We start from the raw sequence: 13,971 nt of genomic DNA on the forward strand, positions 1-13,971 counted from the left end.
GTACTACCTCGCGCGACCGCGGTGCTACCTCGCGCGACCGCGGTCCTCCCGCCGCCGCGGAGCGGCGTCGATGTAGGTTAGCCTTAACTCACTCGGCCTACGAGGCGGCGGCCCGACCGGCCGCGCCGGTCCGCGCCCCGCTCTTGGAGAACTCCCCATGCGTCACCCCGCCCGCTCTACGCTGCGCGCCCTGAGCGCCGTCGTCCTGCTGGGGCTCGCCGCCGCGTGCGCGCCGCTGCCCTACGAGCCGCCCGCGACGCCGGAGGCCACGGCCACCGAGGACGTCGAACCAGCGGCCGCTCCGTCCGCGGAGCCCACCGAGACGACGGCCCCGCTCTGCACGACGCTCGAGGAGTCGCGTGCCGCGGGTGGTGGCAGCGACGTCGACCCGGCCTCGTTCCCGACGGGCCCCACGACCGCGGCGTTCTCCGGGGACGCGATCCACCCCATCGCCGAGTCCCCCGCGCCGCAGCTCCCCGTGACGGTGCAGTCCGTCGACGGGCGCGAGGTCGAGGTCACCGACGTCAGCCGCATCATCCCCGTGGACCTCTACGGCACGCTCGGCGAGATCGTCTACAGCCTCGGGCTCGGCGACAACGTCGTGGGCCGCGACCTCCCGACGGGCTTCCCGGAGGCCGCGGACGTCCCGGTCGTCACGGGGGCGGGCCACGCGCTCGACGTCGAGGCGATCCTCGGCCTGGACCCGTCCGTCATCCTCACCGACGCGACGATCCTCACGGACGACGTCCGCTCGCAGCTCGAGCAGTCGGGCGTGCCCGTCGTCTACCTCGACGAGTCCCGCACGCTCGACGGTGTGGACGACCGCATCCGCGCGGTCGCGACGGCGCTCGGCGTCCCTGCGGAGGGCGAGGCGCTCGTGGAGCGCACGGACCGGCAGATCTGCGCCGCGCTCGACGCCGTCCCCACGGAGACCGGCACGCCGCGCGTCGCGTTCCTCTACCTGCGCGGCGCGAACATCAAGATGCTCTTCGGGCCCGGCTCCGGCGCCGACGACCTCGTCCGCGCGATCGGCGCCGAGGACGCCGGCACGGCGATCGGGCTCACGCAGGAGTACGCGCCCGTGACGAGCGAGGCGATCATCAGCGCCGCGCCCGACGCGTACCTCGTCATGACCGACGGTCTCGCGTCGATGGGTGGCCTGGACGCGATGATGGCGATCCCGGGCCTCGCGCAGACGCCCGCGGGTGAGTCGCAGCGGGTCGTCGACATGGACGGCTCGCGCCTGCTGACGTTCGGCCCCCGGACCGGCGCGACGATCGCCTCGCTCGTCGAGGCGTTCTACGGCGTGCCCGCGCCCGAGCTCCCGGCCTCGTGAGCGCGCCGGTCACGCGCCCGACAGGCGCACGGGAGGACGGCGTCACCGCGACCGTGCCCGACGCCGCCACGCGCCCGGGAGGCGGGCCCACCCGGGTGGGCCCCGACGTCGGGCAGCAGCGGCGCCGCGCCGCACGCTGGCTCATGGGCGGGCTCGGTGCCGCGCTGGCCGTGCTCACCGTCGTGTCGGGGATGACGGGCCAGGTGCCGGTCTCGCCCGCGGAGGTGCTCGGGTCGCTCGCGCACCACGTCGGGCTCGACTGGGGACCGATGCCGTCGCACCCGCAGGGGGAGAACGCGCTGTGGGTCGTGCGGTTCCCGCGCGTCGTCATGGCGATCGTCGTGGGGGCCGCGCTCGCGTGCTCGGGCGCGCTCATGCAGGGCGTGTTCGGGAACCCGCTCGCCGAGCCGGGCGTCATCGGGGTGTCGGCCGGAGCGGCCGTCGGCGCGTGCGCGGTCATCGTCACGGCGGGGGCGCTCGTGCCGGGGACGTGGGTCGCCGGGGCGGCGTTCGTCGGCGGGCTCGTCACGACGTTCGTCGTCTACGCGCTCGCGCGCGCCGGCGGGCGGACCGAGGTCGTCACGCTCGTCCTCACGGGCATCGCGGTGAACGCGTTCGCGGGCGGGCTGCTCGCGTTCTTCACGTTCGTCGCCGACCCGGCCGCGCGCGAGCAGGTCGTGTTCTGGCAGCTCGGCTCGCTGGGCGGCGCGACGTGGAGCTCGGTCGCCGTCGTGCTGCCCATCGCCGTCGTGGGTGTCACCGGCGCGATGCTCGTGCGGCGCAGGATGGACCTGCTCGCCCTGGGCGAGCGGGCGGCGCACCACCTCGGGGTCGACGTCGAGCGGCTGCGTCAGGTCGTCATCGTCCTCGTCGCGCTGCTGGTGTCCGCGGGCACGGCGTTCACGGGGATCGTGGCGTTCGTCGGGCTCGTCGTGCCGCACCTCGTGCGCATGGTCTGCGGGCCGAGCCACCGCACGCTCATCCCGGCCTCGGTGCTGGGCGGCGCCGTCGTGCTGCTCGCCGCCGACCTCCTCGCGCGCAGCGCCGTCGCGAACGTCGAGCTGCCGCTCGGCATGATCACGTCGCTCGTCGGCGGGCCGTTCTTCTTCTACCTCCTGCGCCGCACGCGCTCGCGCCAGGGAGGCTGGGCATGACCGACCTGCGCCACGAGGGCTCCTCGTTCCTGGGCTCGCTGCGGACCGCCGTGACCGGTGCCCGACGCCGGTCCCGCCTGCCCGAGCCCGTCTCGCCCGGCGACGTCGTCACTGCCGCGCACGCGGTGTCGCTCACGCTGGGCGGGGCGCCGATCCTGCGCGACGTGTCCGTGGACGTGCGCGCGGGCGAGGTGCGGGCGCTGCTGGGTCCCAACGGCGCGGGCAAGTCCTCGCTGCTCGGGGTGCTGACGGGCGACCTGACCCCGGAGGCGGGGGACGTCGTCGTGCACGGACGCGCGCTGGGCGACTGGTCGCCCACCGAGCTGGCGATGCGCCGGGCGGTGCTGCTCCAGCAGGTGTCGCTCAGCTTCCCGTTCACGGCCGTCGACGTCGTGCGCATGGGTCGCTCGCCCTGGCGCGGCACGCCGCTCGAGGAAGCCGATGACGATGCTGTGGCGACGGCCCTCCGAGCGACGGACGTCGAGCACCTCGCCGAGCGGCACTTCACGTCGCTGTCCGGCGGCGAGAAGGCGCGCGTCGCGCTCTCGCGCGTGCTCGCCCAGCGCACGACGCTGCTCATGCTCGACGAGCCCACCGCCGCGCTCGACCTCAAGCACCAGGAGCTGGTGCTCCGGCTCGCACGGGCGCACGCCGCCGCGGGCGGTGCGGTCGTCGTCGTCGTGCACGACCTGTCGCTCGCCGCGGCATACGCGGACCGCGTGACGCTGCTCGCGCACGGTCGTGTGGTGGCGGACGGCGGACCGCGCGAGGTGCTCACCGAGGCGCTGCTCAGCGAGGTCTACGACTATCCGGTCGAGATCGTCGAGCACCCGTGCGGCGGCGCGCCGATCGTGCTGCCGCGCCGCTGACCCCTGCCGAGGGAGTACCGCGGTCCGCCGAAAGACCTCCCGAGTCACCTAGGCTGTGCGGCGCGACGGACGGTGGGGAGCTGGTACGCGATGACGCAGCAGCGGGCATGGAAGTCGCTCGTGCTCCTGGGTGGGCTCGGACTTCTCGGGGTCCTGGTGGTGGTCGAGACCACGACCGTCCAGCCCAGCGCCCCTGAGCTGGACCTCATGACGGAGCACAGCACGCTCAGGCAGCTCGAGGACGTGGCGAGCGACGTCGTGCTCGTCGAGCCGACGGGGGCGCAGCGCACCGAGGAGATGCACGGTGCTTCGTTCGTGGTGACGCAGGTCGACGTCGTCGCGTCGGGGGCCGGGCCGCTCTCCGCGGGCGACGTCGTCGAGATCCGCCAGGAAGGCGACCGCTGGGTGAACGTCGCACCGGCACTCGAGCCCGGCCCAGGAACGCGCTACGTGGTGTATCTCCGCCCGTGGAGAGTGCTCGACGACGAAGACACCGGCCAGCACGTCGTCGCCGGCGGCCAGGCGGTGTGGCGCGCTCAGGACGCGGACGGCGAGCTCGTCACCACGAAGAGTCCGCTACCTCGTCACGTCGAGATCTCCGGACGGGGCGACGAGCTCACTGTCACGTCATAGGCGCCGCCGCAGGGCGACGACGGCCGACGCCGTCGTCGCGGGCCTCGGCGCGGCAAGCCTCAGGTATGCACCGACACGACGGGCGAGACCGGCGGGCTGCGGTACTACCTCGGCGGACAGGGGTACTACCTCGGCGGGTTGCGGTACTACCTCGTGGGGCTCGGGGCGGGGACGCCGCCCGGGAGGGTCTCGTACCGGTCGGGGCGTGCCGTGAACGACCCGCGACCGCCCGTGAGCGACCGCAGGTCGAGCACGTAGCGCACGAGCTCGGCCTCGGGGACGAGCGCCTCGACGACGACGCGCCCGTCGTCGAGCGAGCCGGTGGCGGTGATGTGTCCGCGCCGAGCCGACAGGTCGCCCATGACGTCGCCCTGCGCGTCGGGCGGGACGGTCACGGTCACGGCCGAGACCGGTTCGAGCACGACGGTCCCGGCCACGGCGAGCGCCTCGCGCAGCCCCACGGCGCCGGCGGTGCGGAACGCCATGTCGGACGAGTCGACGGAGTGCGCCTTGCCGTCGTACACCTCGACGCGCACGTCCACGACGGGGTAGCCGTGCGGACCGCCCGCGGCCATCGCCTCGGCGACGCCGCGCTCGACCGCCGGGAGGTACTGCCGCGGCACGGACCCGCCGACGACCGCGTTGGCGAACTCGAACCCCGATCCCCGAGGCAGGGGCGACACCCGCAGCTGCACGACGGCGAACTGGCCGTGCCCGCCCGACTGCTTCTTGAGCCTCCCCTCGGCCTCGGCCGGCCGCGCGATCGTCTCGCGGTACGCGACCTGGACGGGCTCGGTCGTCACGTGCACGCCGAACGTGCGCTCGAGCCGTTCGAGCGCGACGGCGAGATGCGTGTCGCCGAGGCCGCCGAGCACCGCCTGGGTTCCGGTGAGGTCCGCGTGCAGCGTCGGGTCCTCCGCGACGAGGCGTGCGAGCGCGGCGGAGAGCTTGTCGTCGTCGGACTGCGAGACGGGCCGCAGCGCGTGCGCGTAGACGGCCGGCCGGCCGGGCAGCGGTCGCGCGGACACCGGGGACCGGCGGCTCGCGAGGAGCCCGCCCGTGGACGCCGCCCCGAGCTTCGCCGCCGCGGCCACCTCCCCCGCGCCGACGCGCTCGACCGCCACGTGCTCGCGCCCGCGCAGGCGGAACAGCCCGTGCACGCGGTCCTCGGCACCCGTCGCGACGTCGACCAGGCGGTCCCCGCTCGCCACGCTGCCGGAGAGCACCTTGAACACGGACACCTGCCCCACGAACGGGTCCACCACCGTCCGGAACACCTGGACGAGCGGGTCCCCTCCGGGTGCCGCCACCACCTCCGACGTCGCGGCGTCGGGCAGGAGGACGACGGCCGGCCGGTCGGCGGGCGACGGGCCGAGCTCGCACACGAGGTCGAGCGCGCGGTCGACCCCGACGCCGGTGAGCGCGGAGGCGAGGAGCACGGGCACGGCCTCGCCGTCGCGGACCTCCTGCGCGAGCGTGCGCTCCAGGTCCGCGACGCCGGGCTCGTCACCGGCGAGGTACGCCTCGAGCTGCTCGTCGTCGTGCGTGACGATCTCCTCGACCACCTGGTCGTGGAGCGCGTGCTCCTCGGCGCGGACGTCGTCCGGGACTGCCTCGTCGTGGGACCTCCCGTCGCCGTCGTACTCCCGCGCGCGCTCGGCGAGGACGTCGGCCACGCCGTGCAGCGACTGCTCCTCGCCCAGCGGGAGCTCGAGCGGGACGAACGACGCGGTGAAGGTCGACCGCACGTCGTCGAGCACGGCGCGGAAGTCGGCGCGCGCACGGTCCTCCTGCGAGACGAGGACGAGGCGGGGGATCCCCGCCTCGTCGCACAGCCGCCACACCTCCTGGGTCCCGGAGCGGACCCCGTCGACGGCGCTCACCACCACGACCGCGAGGTCCGCGACGGCCAGCGCCGCGTCGACCGCGCCGAGGAAGTCCGGCGAGCCGGGGGTGTCGAGGAGCGTGACGCGGTAGGACTCGCCGTCGGGCGCGGTCCAGTCGAGGTGCGCGACGCCGAGCCCGACCGAGATGCCCCGCGCGATCTCCTCGGGCTCGTGGTCGCACACGGTCGTGCCCTCGGTGACCGAGCCGGGCCGCGGGATCGCGCCCGCCCGATGGAGGAACGCCTCGGCGAGCGTGGTCTTGCCCGAGCCGCTGTGCCCCACGAGGGCGACGTTGCGGACCGTGCGCGGCCCGGGGGCTGGTGACGACGTGCCCATGGCTGCCTCCCTCGGCTGCCTCGCGACGCTGTCTCGCGGCGGGCGACCGCCCACCGTCACCCCAGGCTAGTGAGGTGACGCCGATCGCGCGCGGGTCGGAGCTCACGAACCTCAGGCCGGTGATCGAGGGTCGCTGTGGCCGGAACGGGGATACGCTGCTCGTCCATGGACATGCTGAGCGGCGCACAGATCGCGGCGGCCGACCTGACGGACTGGCGCAAGCTGGCCCAAGGGCTGCATGCCCGCTATCTGGTCGACGACTTCGGCACCGGCGCACGGTTCGTCGCCGCGGTGGGCGAGGCGGGCGACGAGCTCGGCCACCACCCGAGCGTGTCGATCGGCAAGCGGTTCGTCGACCTCGAGCTGGTCAGCGACGACGCGATCTACCGCGACGACGCGGGCACCGAGCACGTCGTCGAATGGGTGACCCAGCACGACGTCGACCTCGCGCGACGGATCACCGAGATCGCCGCCGAGCACCAGCTCGGCGCCGACCCCGGCTCGGTCAGCGTCATCGAGCTCGGTCTCGACACGGCGCGCTCCGCGACGATCGCCCCCGTGTGGGCCGCGCTCCTGACCGGGAGCGCCGAGGCCCAGGGTCGCGGGACGCCGAGCGACGAGATCCGCGACGCCACGGGTCGGGTGCCGAACCTGTGGTTCGGGCCCTCCGGCGAGCACGAGACCGCGCGTCAGCGGTTCCACGTCGAGGTCTATGTCGCACCCGAGGTGGCCGCGCGACGGGTCGCCGCCGCGCTCGCCGCGGGCGGGACCGTCGTCGACGACAGCGACGCGCCCGCGCTCACCGTGATCGCGGACCAGGACGGCAACGAGGGAGTCGTCTGCGTCGACGTGTCCGCCGCGACGACGGACTGAGCCGCCCGCCTCGGCCGGTCAGCACTGCTCGCGCACGTAGCCCGCGTCGTCGGGCCCCACGAGGTCCCGGTCGCGCAGGACGGTGAGCCGCGCACGGTCGGCCCGTGCGCACACGTCCGCGAACGGAGCGGGCAGGGCGTCGTCGTACTCGACCTGGAGCACGTGGTCGCCGTACACGTCCGTGTACGCGGCGCACTCGTCGTAGACGGCGCACTCCTCGGTCACCGCGACGTCGAAGCCGAGCTCGTCGTGGGCCACGACCGCGATCTCGGCCGCGTTCTTCTGCGCGACGGCGAGCCCCGCCCCGTGCGCGAGGTCGACGTACGCCGCCGCGAGGGCGAGCGCGCCCTCCTCGTCGACGCGACCGGTCGCCGGGTCGTCGAAGCGGGTCCACGTGTCGAGGTTGTCGATCTCGACGGCGTCGAACCCGGCGACGGCGCACCCGGTGACGACCGGGCCCAGGACCTCCAGGATCCCCGTGCGCTGCGCGGCGGTCGACGGGTCGAGGACGAGCTCGTCGGGCCAGTCGGGGTCGACCACGAGCTCTCCCGACGCGTCGTGCAGCAGGAGGTCCTCGTGCTCGCCGAGCCAGCGGTCCTCCTCGCCCGGCTGCGTCTGGAAGCCGTTGACGTAGCAGACCGAGTAGGCGCCCTCGGCGGGCTCGGCCGTCGCGTCGCGCACGACGACGTCGAGCCCGCCCGGCAGGTCGTACGCGGCGCCGAGCTGGTAGTCGAACGTGCCCTCGGTCGGCGGCAGGCGGTACGCGTCCGGCGACGACGTCGAGGACGAGCAGCCCGCGAGCGCGGTCGCCGCCGCGACGGCGATCACCACGGCGGCGACCGGCTCGGCACCGGCCCGCGAGGGAGGGCTCACGCGGAGCCCTCCCTCGGGGACCGCCCGGCAGGCCGGCCGGGCGTCCGGCTCACAGGACGCGGTCGACGTAGACGCGCAGCGCGTCGCGCACGAACGTCGCGCCCTCGACGCCGCCGTAGTTGAGCGCGAACCGCGGGTCGTTCACGTACATCTCTCCCAGACCGAGGAGGTAGCCGGCCAGCGCACCCGCCTCGTGCGCGGGGTTCGCGGGGACGGCCTGCAGCCACGAGACGTGGCGTCGGGCGAGCTCCTGCGCCTCGTCCGACGCCGGGTCGGCACCGGCCTGCGCCGCCGCCGCCCAGTCGTCGTTCAGCCGTGCGGTGCGCTCCTTCCAGGCCGACCGCTCGTCGTCGGACATCCCGCGCCACCACGCGTCACCGCGCGCGTACGCGTCCTTGCCCCAGCGGTCCTCGACCTCGGCCTGGTACTGCGTGTGGTCGAACCCGTCGAACATGTCCTTCGCCATGAGCTCGCCACCTCCTTCCATCGTGGTGATCGTCCGTTCGACCGACGCGATCTGTCGCGCCAGCCGCTGCCGCTCGGCACGCAGCCACTCGAGGTGGCCGCGCAGCGCCCGCACCTGGGAGTCCTCGGCACCCGTGCCCGACGGCGCCCGGTCGCCCGGGCCGTCCAGCGCCGCCTTGATCGCGGGCAGACCCAGACCGAGGTCCCGCAGGAGGAGGATCCGCTGGAGCCGGACCAGTGCGTCCGCGTCGTAGTGGCGGTAGCCGTTCGACGCGACGCGGGTGGGTGCGAGCAGCCCGACGGCGTCGTAGTGACGCAGCGTGCGGCTCGTCGTGCCCGCGAGCCGAGCGACCTCCTGGATCGACCAGTCGGCCGTCCGAGCGGGTGCCGTGACTCCCATGACGCCTCCTCCTGTACGCAGCCCGTGCGGTGCGGCAGCGATCACCACGCTAGGAGTTGACGCTACGTCAAGGTCAACGCCGCGCTCGACAACCCCGCGCCGCCCGGGCGCGGTGTCAGGCGACGGCGTACCGTCGACGGTGGACGTGCGCCCGCCGGGACACGCGATGACAGCGGAGGCCACGATGGCCGCGAACGACCGGATCCGCGAGCACTACGCAGGGAGCGACCTCGCGGACCGCATCCTTGCCGCCGCCGGTGCCGACGACGAGAGCGGTGCCGTACCGGTCGACGCGCTCGCGCCGTACGACGAGCTGCACGCCGGGGGGCTGGCCACGACCCTCTACCTGCTGAGCCGGCTCGAGCTCGACGCCGGGACGGCCCTCCTCGACGTGGGCTGCGGTCTCGGCGGCTCGTCCCGCGTCGCCGCCGACCGCCACGGTTGCCCGGTGACCGGCGTCGACCTGAGCCCGGACTTCGTCGCCGCGGCGCGGGCCCTGACGACGCGTGTCGGCCTGTCGCACCTCCTCCGGTTCGAGGTCGGGCAGGCAGAGCAGCTCCCGTGCGACGACGCCTCCCACGACCGCGCGATGATGATCCACGTCGGGATGAACCTGCCCGACAAGGCCGCGACCTTCGCCGAGGTGCACCGCGTCCTGCGGCCCGGCGGGTTGTTCGGGCTGCACGACCAGATGCGCGTCGGCCCCGGTGACCTGCCCTACCCGCAGCCGTGGGCCGTCGACGACGAGACGTCGTTCCTCGCCTCCCCCTCCGCCTACGTGGACGCGCTCGCAGCGGCCGGCTTCGAGGTGCTGAGCGTCGAGGACCGCCGTGCGGCGCTCGCTGCGGGTCCTGGGGAACCCGCAGAGGACCGGGCCGTCGTCTTCGGTCCAGCCTTCGTCGAGCGCATGGCGAACCGGATGGCGGCGACCAGAGCCGGGATCCTCGGTCCGGTCGTCGTCCTGGCTCGCGCCTGACGGGCGACCGAACGTCGCGAAAAGATGCCCTCTCCCGTCACGTCGGATCAGCCGGCGTCGCGTCGAGCGAGCCCGAGGACCGTCGTGACGAGCTCCGCGGGCGAACCGACGACGGTGCACGCCCCCGCCGCCTCGAGCTCGCCCGGGTCGGCGTAGCCCCACGCGACACCGACGCACGCGATCCCGTGCTCGGCCGCCCCGTGCACGTCGTGCTCGCGGTCACCGACCATCACCACTGCGTCGGCCGTCAGGTCAGCGAGCCCCGCGTCCGCGCGCAGCCCGGCGAGCGCGTGCGCGATGACGTCGCCCTTCGACCGGCGCGTGCCGTCGAGCGTCGCGCCGAACACGTCGTCGAGGCCACGGTCGAGGAACGCGTCGATGCCGAGGTGCGTGGCGATCCGGCGGGCCAGGGGCTCCGGCTTCGACGTCGCGAGGGCGAGGCGCACGCCTGCGTCGCGCAGGGTCGTCAGGGACGCGGGGATGCCGGGGAAGAGTGCGTTGTCGAACAGCTTCCCCGCCGCGTACACCTCGCGGTAGGCGGCGACGGCCGCGCCGACCTGGTCGACGGGCACGCCGTGCCGCGGGAACGTGTCGTCGAGGGGTGGGCCGATGAAGCCGCGCAGGACGTCGTCCGGCGGTACCGCGAGCCCGAGCGCCGCGTAGGCGTGGCGCACGGACGCGACGATCCCGGGAGCGGAGTCGGCGAGCGTCCCGTCGAGGTCGAGCAGGACGACGTCGTACCCGGGCGCGCTCATGCCGCGCCCGCTCGCGGCGACCTGGCCGACGGTGGTCGCCGTGCTGCGCGAGGCGCGAGGCCGTCGCGGGAGGGGCGGGGCGGTGGCGCGGTCACGCCCGCCATCGTGCCGGGTGCCCGACACCGAGGCAACCGTCGTCCACGGCGGCGCGCACCGGCCGGTCCCCCACGAGGACTACTCGCCGACCGCCCCGTCGATCGACTCGCGGATGAGGTCCGCGTGGCCGTTGTGCCGCGCGTACTCCTCGATCATGTGCACGACGATCCAGCGCAGGTTCCACGGCTCGCCCGTACGCCTGTGCGTCAAGACCGAGACGCGGTCGAGGCCGCCGTCCGACAACGCCGCCTCGAGGATCTCGTCGGACGCGGCGATCGACCGGTCCAGGAGCACGCGCAGCTCGGCCGGGCTGTCCTGCGTCGCGCTGTGCCAGTCCCAGTCCGCGTCGGCGTCCCAGTCGGCGGTGTCGAACGGGGCGATGAGGGGCTTGCCGAGGAAGATCTCCGAGAACCAGTACGACTCGACGAGCGCGACGTGCTTGAGCAGGCCACCCAGGGACATGGTCGACGGCGACAGGGTCTGCGCGAGCTCAGCGGCGTCGAGGCCGGACGTCTTCCAGCGCAGCGTGTCGCGGTGGAAGTCGAGGTACCCGCGCAGGGTCGTGATCTCGTCGGCGGTGGCGGGAGGGTCGGTGCGCTGGTCGGTCACCGCGCCACCCTAGAGGCGCGGCAGACGGCTCAACCATCGAATTCCGACTCCCAGGCGAGCCACTTGCGCCGCACCGCCGCCTCGACGTCGACGCCCTGGGAGCGGGCGAGCAGCAGGAGGTGCGCGAGGACGTCGGCGACCTCGTCCGCGAGGGCCCGCCGTGCGCCGTCGGGCACGGGCTCGCCCGCTGGCCGCGGCCGGGTGCGACCCGTGACGGCGAGGAACGCCTGCACGAGCTCGCCGACCTCCTCCGTGAGCTTGAGCGCGAACCAGTCGGCGTCGCGGTCGATGCCGAACTTCCGCGCGTAGAGGGCGGAGACGTCCTCGACGCGGTCGGTGAGGCCGGGGAGGGTGAGAGGGAGGGCGAGCGGCGCGTCGTCGGGCACCGGTCCAGTGAACCACCGCGCGGACGACGTCGCGCGAACCCCTCCGTTCTCAACGTATAGCGCACGGGGGGTCTTGTGGCAAGGCCCCCCTCGGCACCCAGACTGACGGCTCACGCCACGACGCAAGGAGCCCCGTGAACCCTCTCGCCACGAGCGCCTTCGACCTTCCCGACCGCCTCTCGCACAAGGGCGACCCGGCCCTGGTCGCCGACGACGAGCAGCACCTCGCACGGATCGCGGCGACCCTCGAGGAGCAGGTCGCCGACCTCACCGTGCGCCTCGACGCCGCGCGCCGCGCCCCGGGCGGCCACGGCCAGGCGGCGCTGGACCGCGACCAGGAGGTCCACCGCCTGAGCGCGCGCCTGCGCACGCTGCGCCGGTTCGGGCTCGACCTCTGCCTCGGCCGCATGGTCCCGGCCGACGGTTCCGAGCCCGTCTACGTCGGGCGCCTCGGCCTCACCGACGGCGCGGACCGCCGGCTGCTCGTCGACTGGCGGTCGCCGGTGGCCGAGCCGTTCTTCGGGGCGACCCACGCCGACCCGATGGGCCTCGCGAGCCGCCGCCGCTACCGCTGGACCCGCGGCCGCGTGAGCGACTACTGGGACGAGGTGTTCACGCCCGACGGCCTCGAGGGGAGCGTCGCGCTCGACGACCAGTCCGCCTTCGTGGCGAGCCTCGGCAGCAGCCGGTCGCCCCGGATGCGCGACGTGCTCGGCACGATCCAGGCCGACCAGGACGCGATCGTCCGGGCGGGGTCGCGGGGCGCGCTCGTCGTCGACGGCGGCCCGGGCACAGGCAAGACCGTCGTGGCCCTGCACCGCACCGCGTACCTGCTGTACTCCGACCCGCGCCTCGGCCACCGCCGCGGTGGGGTGCTGTTCGTCGGCCCGCACCAGCCCTACCTCGCCTACGTCGCCGACGTCCTGCCCAGCCTCGGCGAGGAGGGCGTGCAGACCTGCACGCTGCGCGACCTCGTCCCCGAGGGTGCGAGCGCCGTGCCGGAGACCGACCCCGAGGTCGCTCGGCTCAAGGCCTCCGTCGAGCTCGTGCGGGCGATCGAGCCGGCCGTCGCGTTCTCCGAGCGGCCGCCCGGCGAGGGCATGGAGGTCGAGACCCCGTGGGGCGACGTCTGGGTCAGCACCGCCGACTGGGCCGAGGCCTTCGAGGCCCCCGAGCCCGGGACGCCGCACAACGAGGCGCGCGACGACGTCTGGGACGCTCTCCTCGGCATCCTCGTCGACAAGATCGGAGACGGGGACGGCGACGAGCCCGGTGACGAGTCGGCCGACGGCGGTGGCGCCGCCGCGGAACAGGTCCGCCGCGCGCTCGCGCAGGACCGCGAGCTGGGCGCGGCGTTCAACCGGGCCTGGCCGCTGATCGAGGCGACCGACCTCGTGGCCGACCTGTGGTCGGTCCCGGCCTACCTGCGGCTGTGCGCCCCGTGGCTCACGTCCGACGAGGTGCGGACGCTCCAGCGGGACGAGCCCGAGGCGTGGACCGTCTCCGACCTGCCCCTGCTCGACGCCGCCCGGCGGCGGCTCGGCGACCCCGAGGCGTCGAGACGTCGGCGTCGGCGCGAGGCGGCCGTCGTGGAGGAGCGGCGGCGCATGGCCGACGTGGTGGACGACCTCGTCGCCGCCGACGACTCCGAGCTGCTCGTCATGTCGATGCTGCGCGGGCAGGACCTGCAGGACTCGCTCGTGGACGACTCGGCTCCGCCGGCGGACCCCGGCCTGCTCGCCGGCCCGTACGCGCACGTCGTGGTCGACGAGGCGCAGGAGCTGACCGACGCGGAGTGGCGCATGCTGCTCGACCGCTGCCCGTCGCGGAGCCTGACGGTCGTCGGCGACCGGGCCCAGGCACGGCACGGGTTCGCCGGGTCGTGGGAGGAGCGCCTCGGGCGCGTCGGTCTCGACCGCGTCGAGGTGGCGTCGCTGAGCATCAACTACCGCACGCCGGAGGAGGTCATGGCGGAGGCCGCGCCGGTGATCCGCGCGGCGCTCCCGGACGCCAACGTGCCGACGTCGGTCCGGAGCACCGGGGTGCCGGTCCGGCACGCACCGGCCACGGAGCGCGACGCGATCCTCGACGGCTGGCTCGCCGAGCACGCCGAGGGCACCGCGTGCGTGATCGGCGACCCGACGTTCGTCGCGACGCCCCGCGTCCGCTCGCTCACGCCCGAGCTGGCGAAGGGGCTCGAGTTCGACCTCGTCGTCCTCGTGGACCCGGAGGCGTTCGGCTCCGGGATCGAGGGTGCCGTCGACCGCTACGTCGCCATGACGCGCGCGACCCAGCGGCTCGTGGTGCTCACGAGCCGCTGAGCG

The 13,971-nt window shown here is 74.6% G+C and carries 13 protein-coding genes; 7 read left to right on the forward strand and 6 right to left on the reverse strand.

The features are described from left to right. Positions 1-157 precede the first annotated feature (157 nt). The 4 genes from ACZCLJ_RS11120 to ACZCLJ_RS11135 all read left to right on the forward strand — a co-directional run bounded on the left by ACZCLJ_RS11120 (position 158) and on the right by ACZCLJ_RS11135 (position 3,992). Complete coding sequence (locus tag ACZCLJ_RS11120) at positions 158-1,336, forward strand: heme/hemin ABC transporter substrate-binding protein (protein ID WP_251152208.1); 1,179 nt, start codon at positions 158-160, stop codon at positions 1,334-1,336. A 143-nt stretch (positions 1,337-1,479) separates the two neighbouring features. Further along, complete coding sequence (locus ACZCLJ_RS11125; RefSeq protein ID WP_463106395.1) at positions 1,480-2,490, forward strand: FecCD family ABC transporter permease; 1,011 nt, start codon at positions 1,480-1,482, stop codon at positions 2,488-2,490. Further along, the gene (locus tag ACZCLJ_RS11130; protein ID WP_251152207.1) at positions 2,487-3,359 is read left to right on the forward strand and encodes a heme ABC transporter ATP-binding protein; all 873 of its coding nucleotides are present in this window, start codon (positions 2,487-2,489) and stop codon (positions 3,357-3,359) included. Before ACZCLJ_RS11125 ends, ACZCLJ_RS11130 begins: the two co-directional genes overlap by 4 nt. Before the next feature lie 90 nt (positions 3,360-3,449). Further along, positions 3,450-3,992 carry a hypothetical protein gene (locus tag ACZCLJ_RS11135; protein ID WP_251152206.1) on the forward strand — a complete coding sequence of 181 codons (543 nt, stop codon included), beginning with the start codon at positions 3,450-3,452 and terminating at the stop codon, positions 3,990-3,992. A 146-nt stretch (positions 3,993-4,138) separates the two neighbouring features. Here the strand turns inward: ACZCLJ_RS11135 and ACZCLJ_RS11140 are convergent, their stop codons facing one another. Further along, on the reverse strand, positions 4,139-6,214 hold the full coding sequence (locus ACZCLJ_RS11140; RefSeq protein ID WP_463103718.1) for an elongation factor G: 2,076 nt from the start codon (positions 6,212-6,214) through the stop codon (positions 4,139-4,141). A 165-nt stretch (positions 6,215-6,379) separates the two neighbouring features. On the opposite strand from ACZCLJ_RS11140, the gene ACZCLJ_RS11145 reads away from it, so the two are divergent. Beyond that, positions 6,380-7,087 (forward strand): VOC family protein, encoded by a 708-nt coding sequence (locus ACZCLJ_RS11145; RefSeq protein ID WP_463103719.1) that lies wholly within the window; start codon positions 6,380-6,382, stop codon positions 7,085-7,087. Positions 7,088-7,105: 18 nt separating this feature from the next. On the opposite strand, the gene ACZCLJ_RS11150 is transcribed toward ACZCLJ_RS11145, so the two are convergent. Together ACZCLJ_RS11150 and ACZCLJ_RS11155 are read right to left on the reverse strand one after the other, a co-directional pair. Beyond that, entirely contained in the window at positions 7,106-7,960 is an 855-nt protein-coding gene (locus tag ACZCLJ_RS11150) for an endo alpha-1,4 polygalactosaminidase (RefSeq protein WP_463103720.1), read from the reverse strand. A 49-nt stretch (positions 7,961-8,009) separates the two neighbouring features. Further along, entirely contained in the window at positions 8,010-8,825 is an 816-nt protein-coding gene (locus ACZCLJ_RS11155; protein ID WP_463103721.1) for a MerR family transcriptional regulator, read from the reverse strand. A 166-nt stretch (positions 8,826-8,991) separates the two neighbouring features. Here ACZCLJ_RS11155 and ACZCLJ_RS11160 point away from each other — a divergent pair, with 166 nt between their 5' ends. Next, positions 8,992-9,801 carry an SAM-dependent methyltransferase gene (locus tag ACZCLJ_RS11160; protein ID WP_463103722.1) on the forward strand — a complete coding sequence of 270 codons (810 nt, stop codon included), beginning with the start codon at positions 8,992-8,994 and terminating at the stop codon, positions 9,799-9,801. A gap of 47 nt (positions 9,802-9,848) precedes the next feature. Here ACZCLJ_RS11160 and ACZCLJ_RS11165 read toward each other — a convergent pair whose 3' ends face one another. The 3 genes from ACZCLJ_RS11165 to ACZCLJ_RS11175 all read right to left on the reverse strand — a co-directional run bounded on the left by ACZCLJ_RS11165 (position 9,849) and on the right by ACZCLJ_RS11175 (position 11,647). Further along, positions 9,849-10,556 carry an HAD hydrolase-like protein gene (locus ACZCLJ_RS11165; RefSeq protein ID WP_463103723.1) on the reverse strand — a complete coding sequence of 236 codons (708 nt, stop codon included), beginning with the start codon at positions 10,554-10,556 and terminating at the stop codon, positions 9,849-9,851. Positions 10,557-10,730: 174 nt separating this feature from the next. After that, the gene (locus ACZCLJ_RS11170; RefSeq protein ID WP_463103724.1) at positions 10,731-11,261 is read right to left on the reverse strand and encodes a DinB family protein; all 531 of its coding nucleotides are present in this window, start codon (positions 11,259-11,261) and stop codon (positions 10,731-10,733) included. 29 nt (positions 11,262-11,290) lie between these two features. After that, a complete protein-coding gene (locus tag ACZCLJ_RS11175; RefSeq protein WP_463103725.1) occupies positions 11,291-11,647 on the reverse strand; it encodes a MazG nucleotide pyrophosphohydrolase domain-containing protein in 357 nt (118 codons plus the stop codon). Positions 11,648-11,781: 134 nt separating this feature from the next. Here ACZCLJ_RS11175 and helR point away from each other — a divergent pair, with 134 nt between their 5' ends. After that, positions 11,782-13,968, forward strand: coding sequence for an RNA polymerase recycling motor ATPase HelR (gene helR / locus ACZCLJ_RS11180; protein WP_463103726.1), 2,187 nt, complete (start codon positions 11,782-11,784; stop codon positions 13,966-13,968). Positions 13,969-13,971 lie beyond the last annotated feature (3 nt).

The sequence above is a fragment of the Cellulosimicrobium sp. So1_17 genome, from assembly GCF_055181235.1.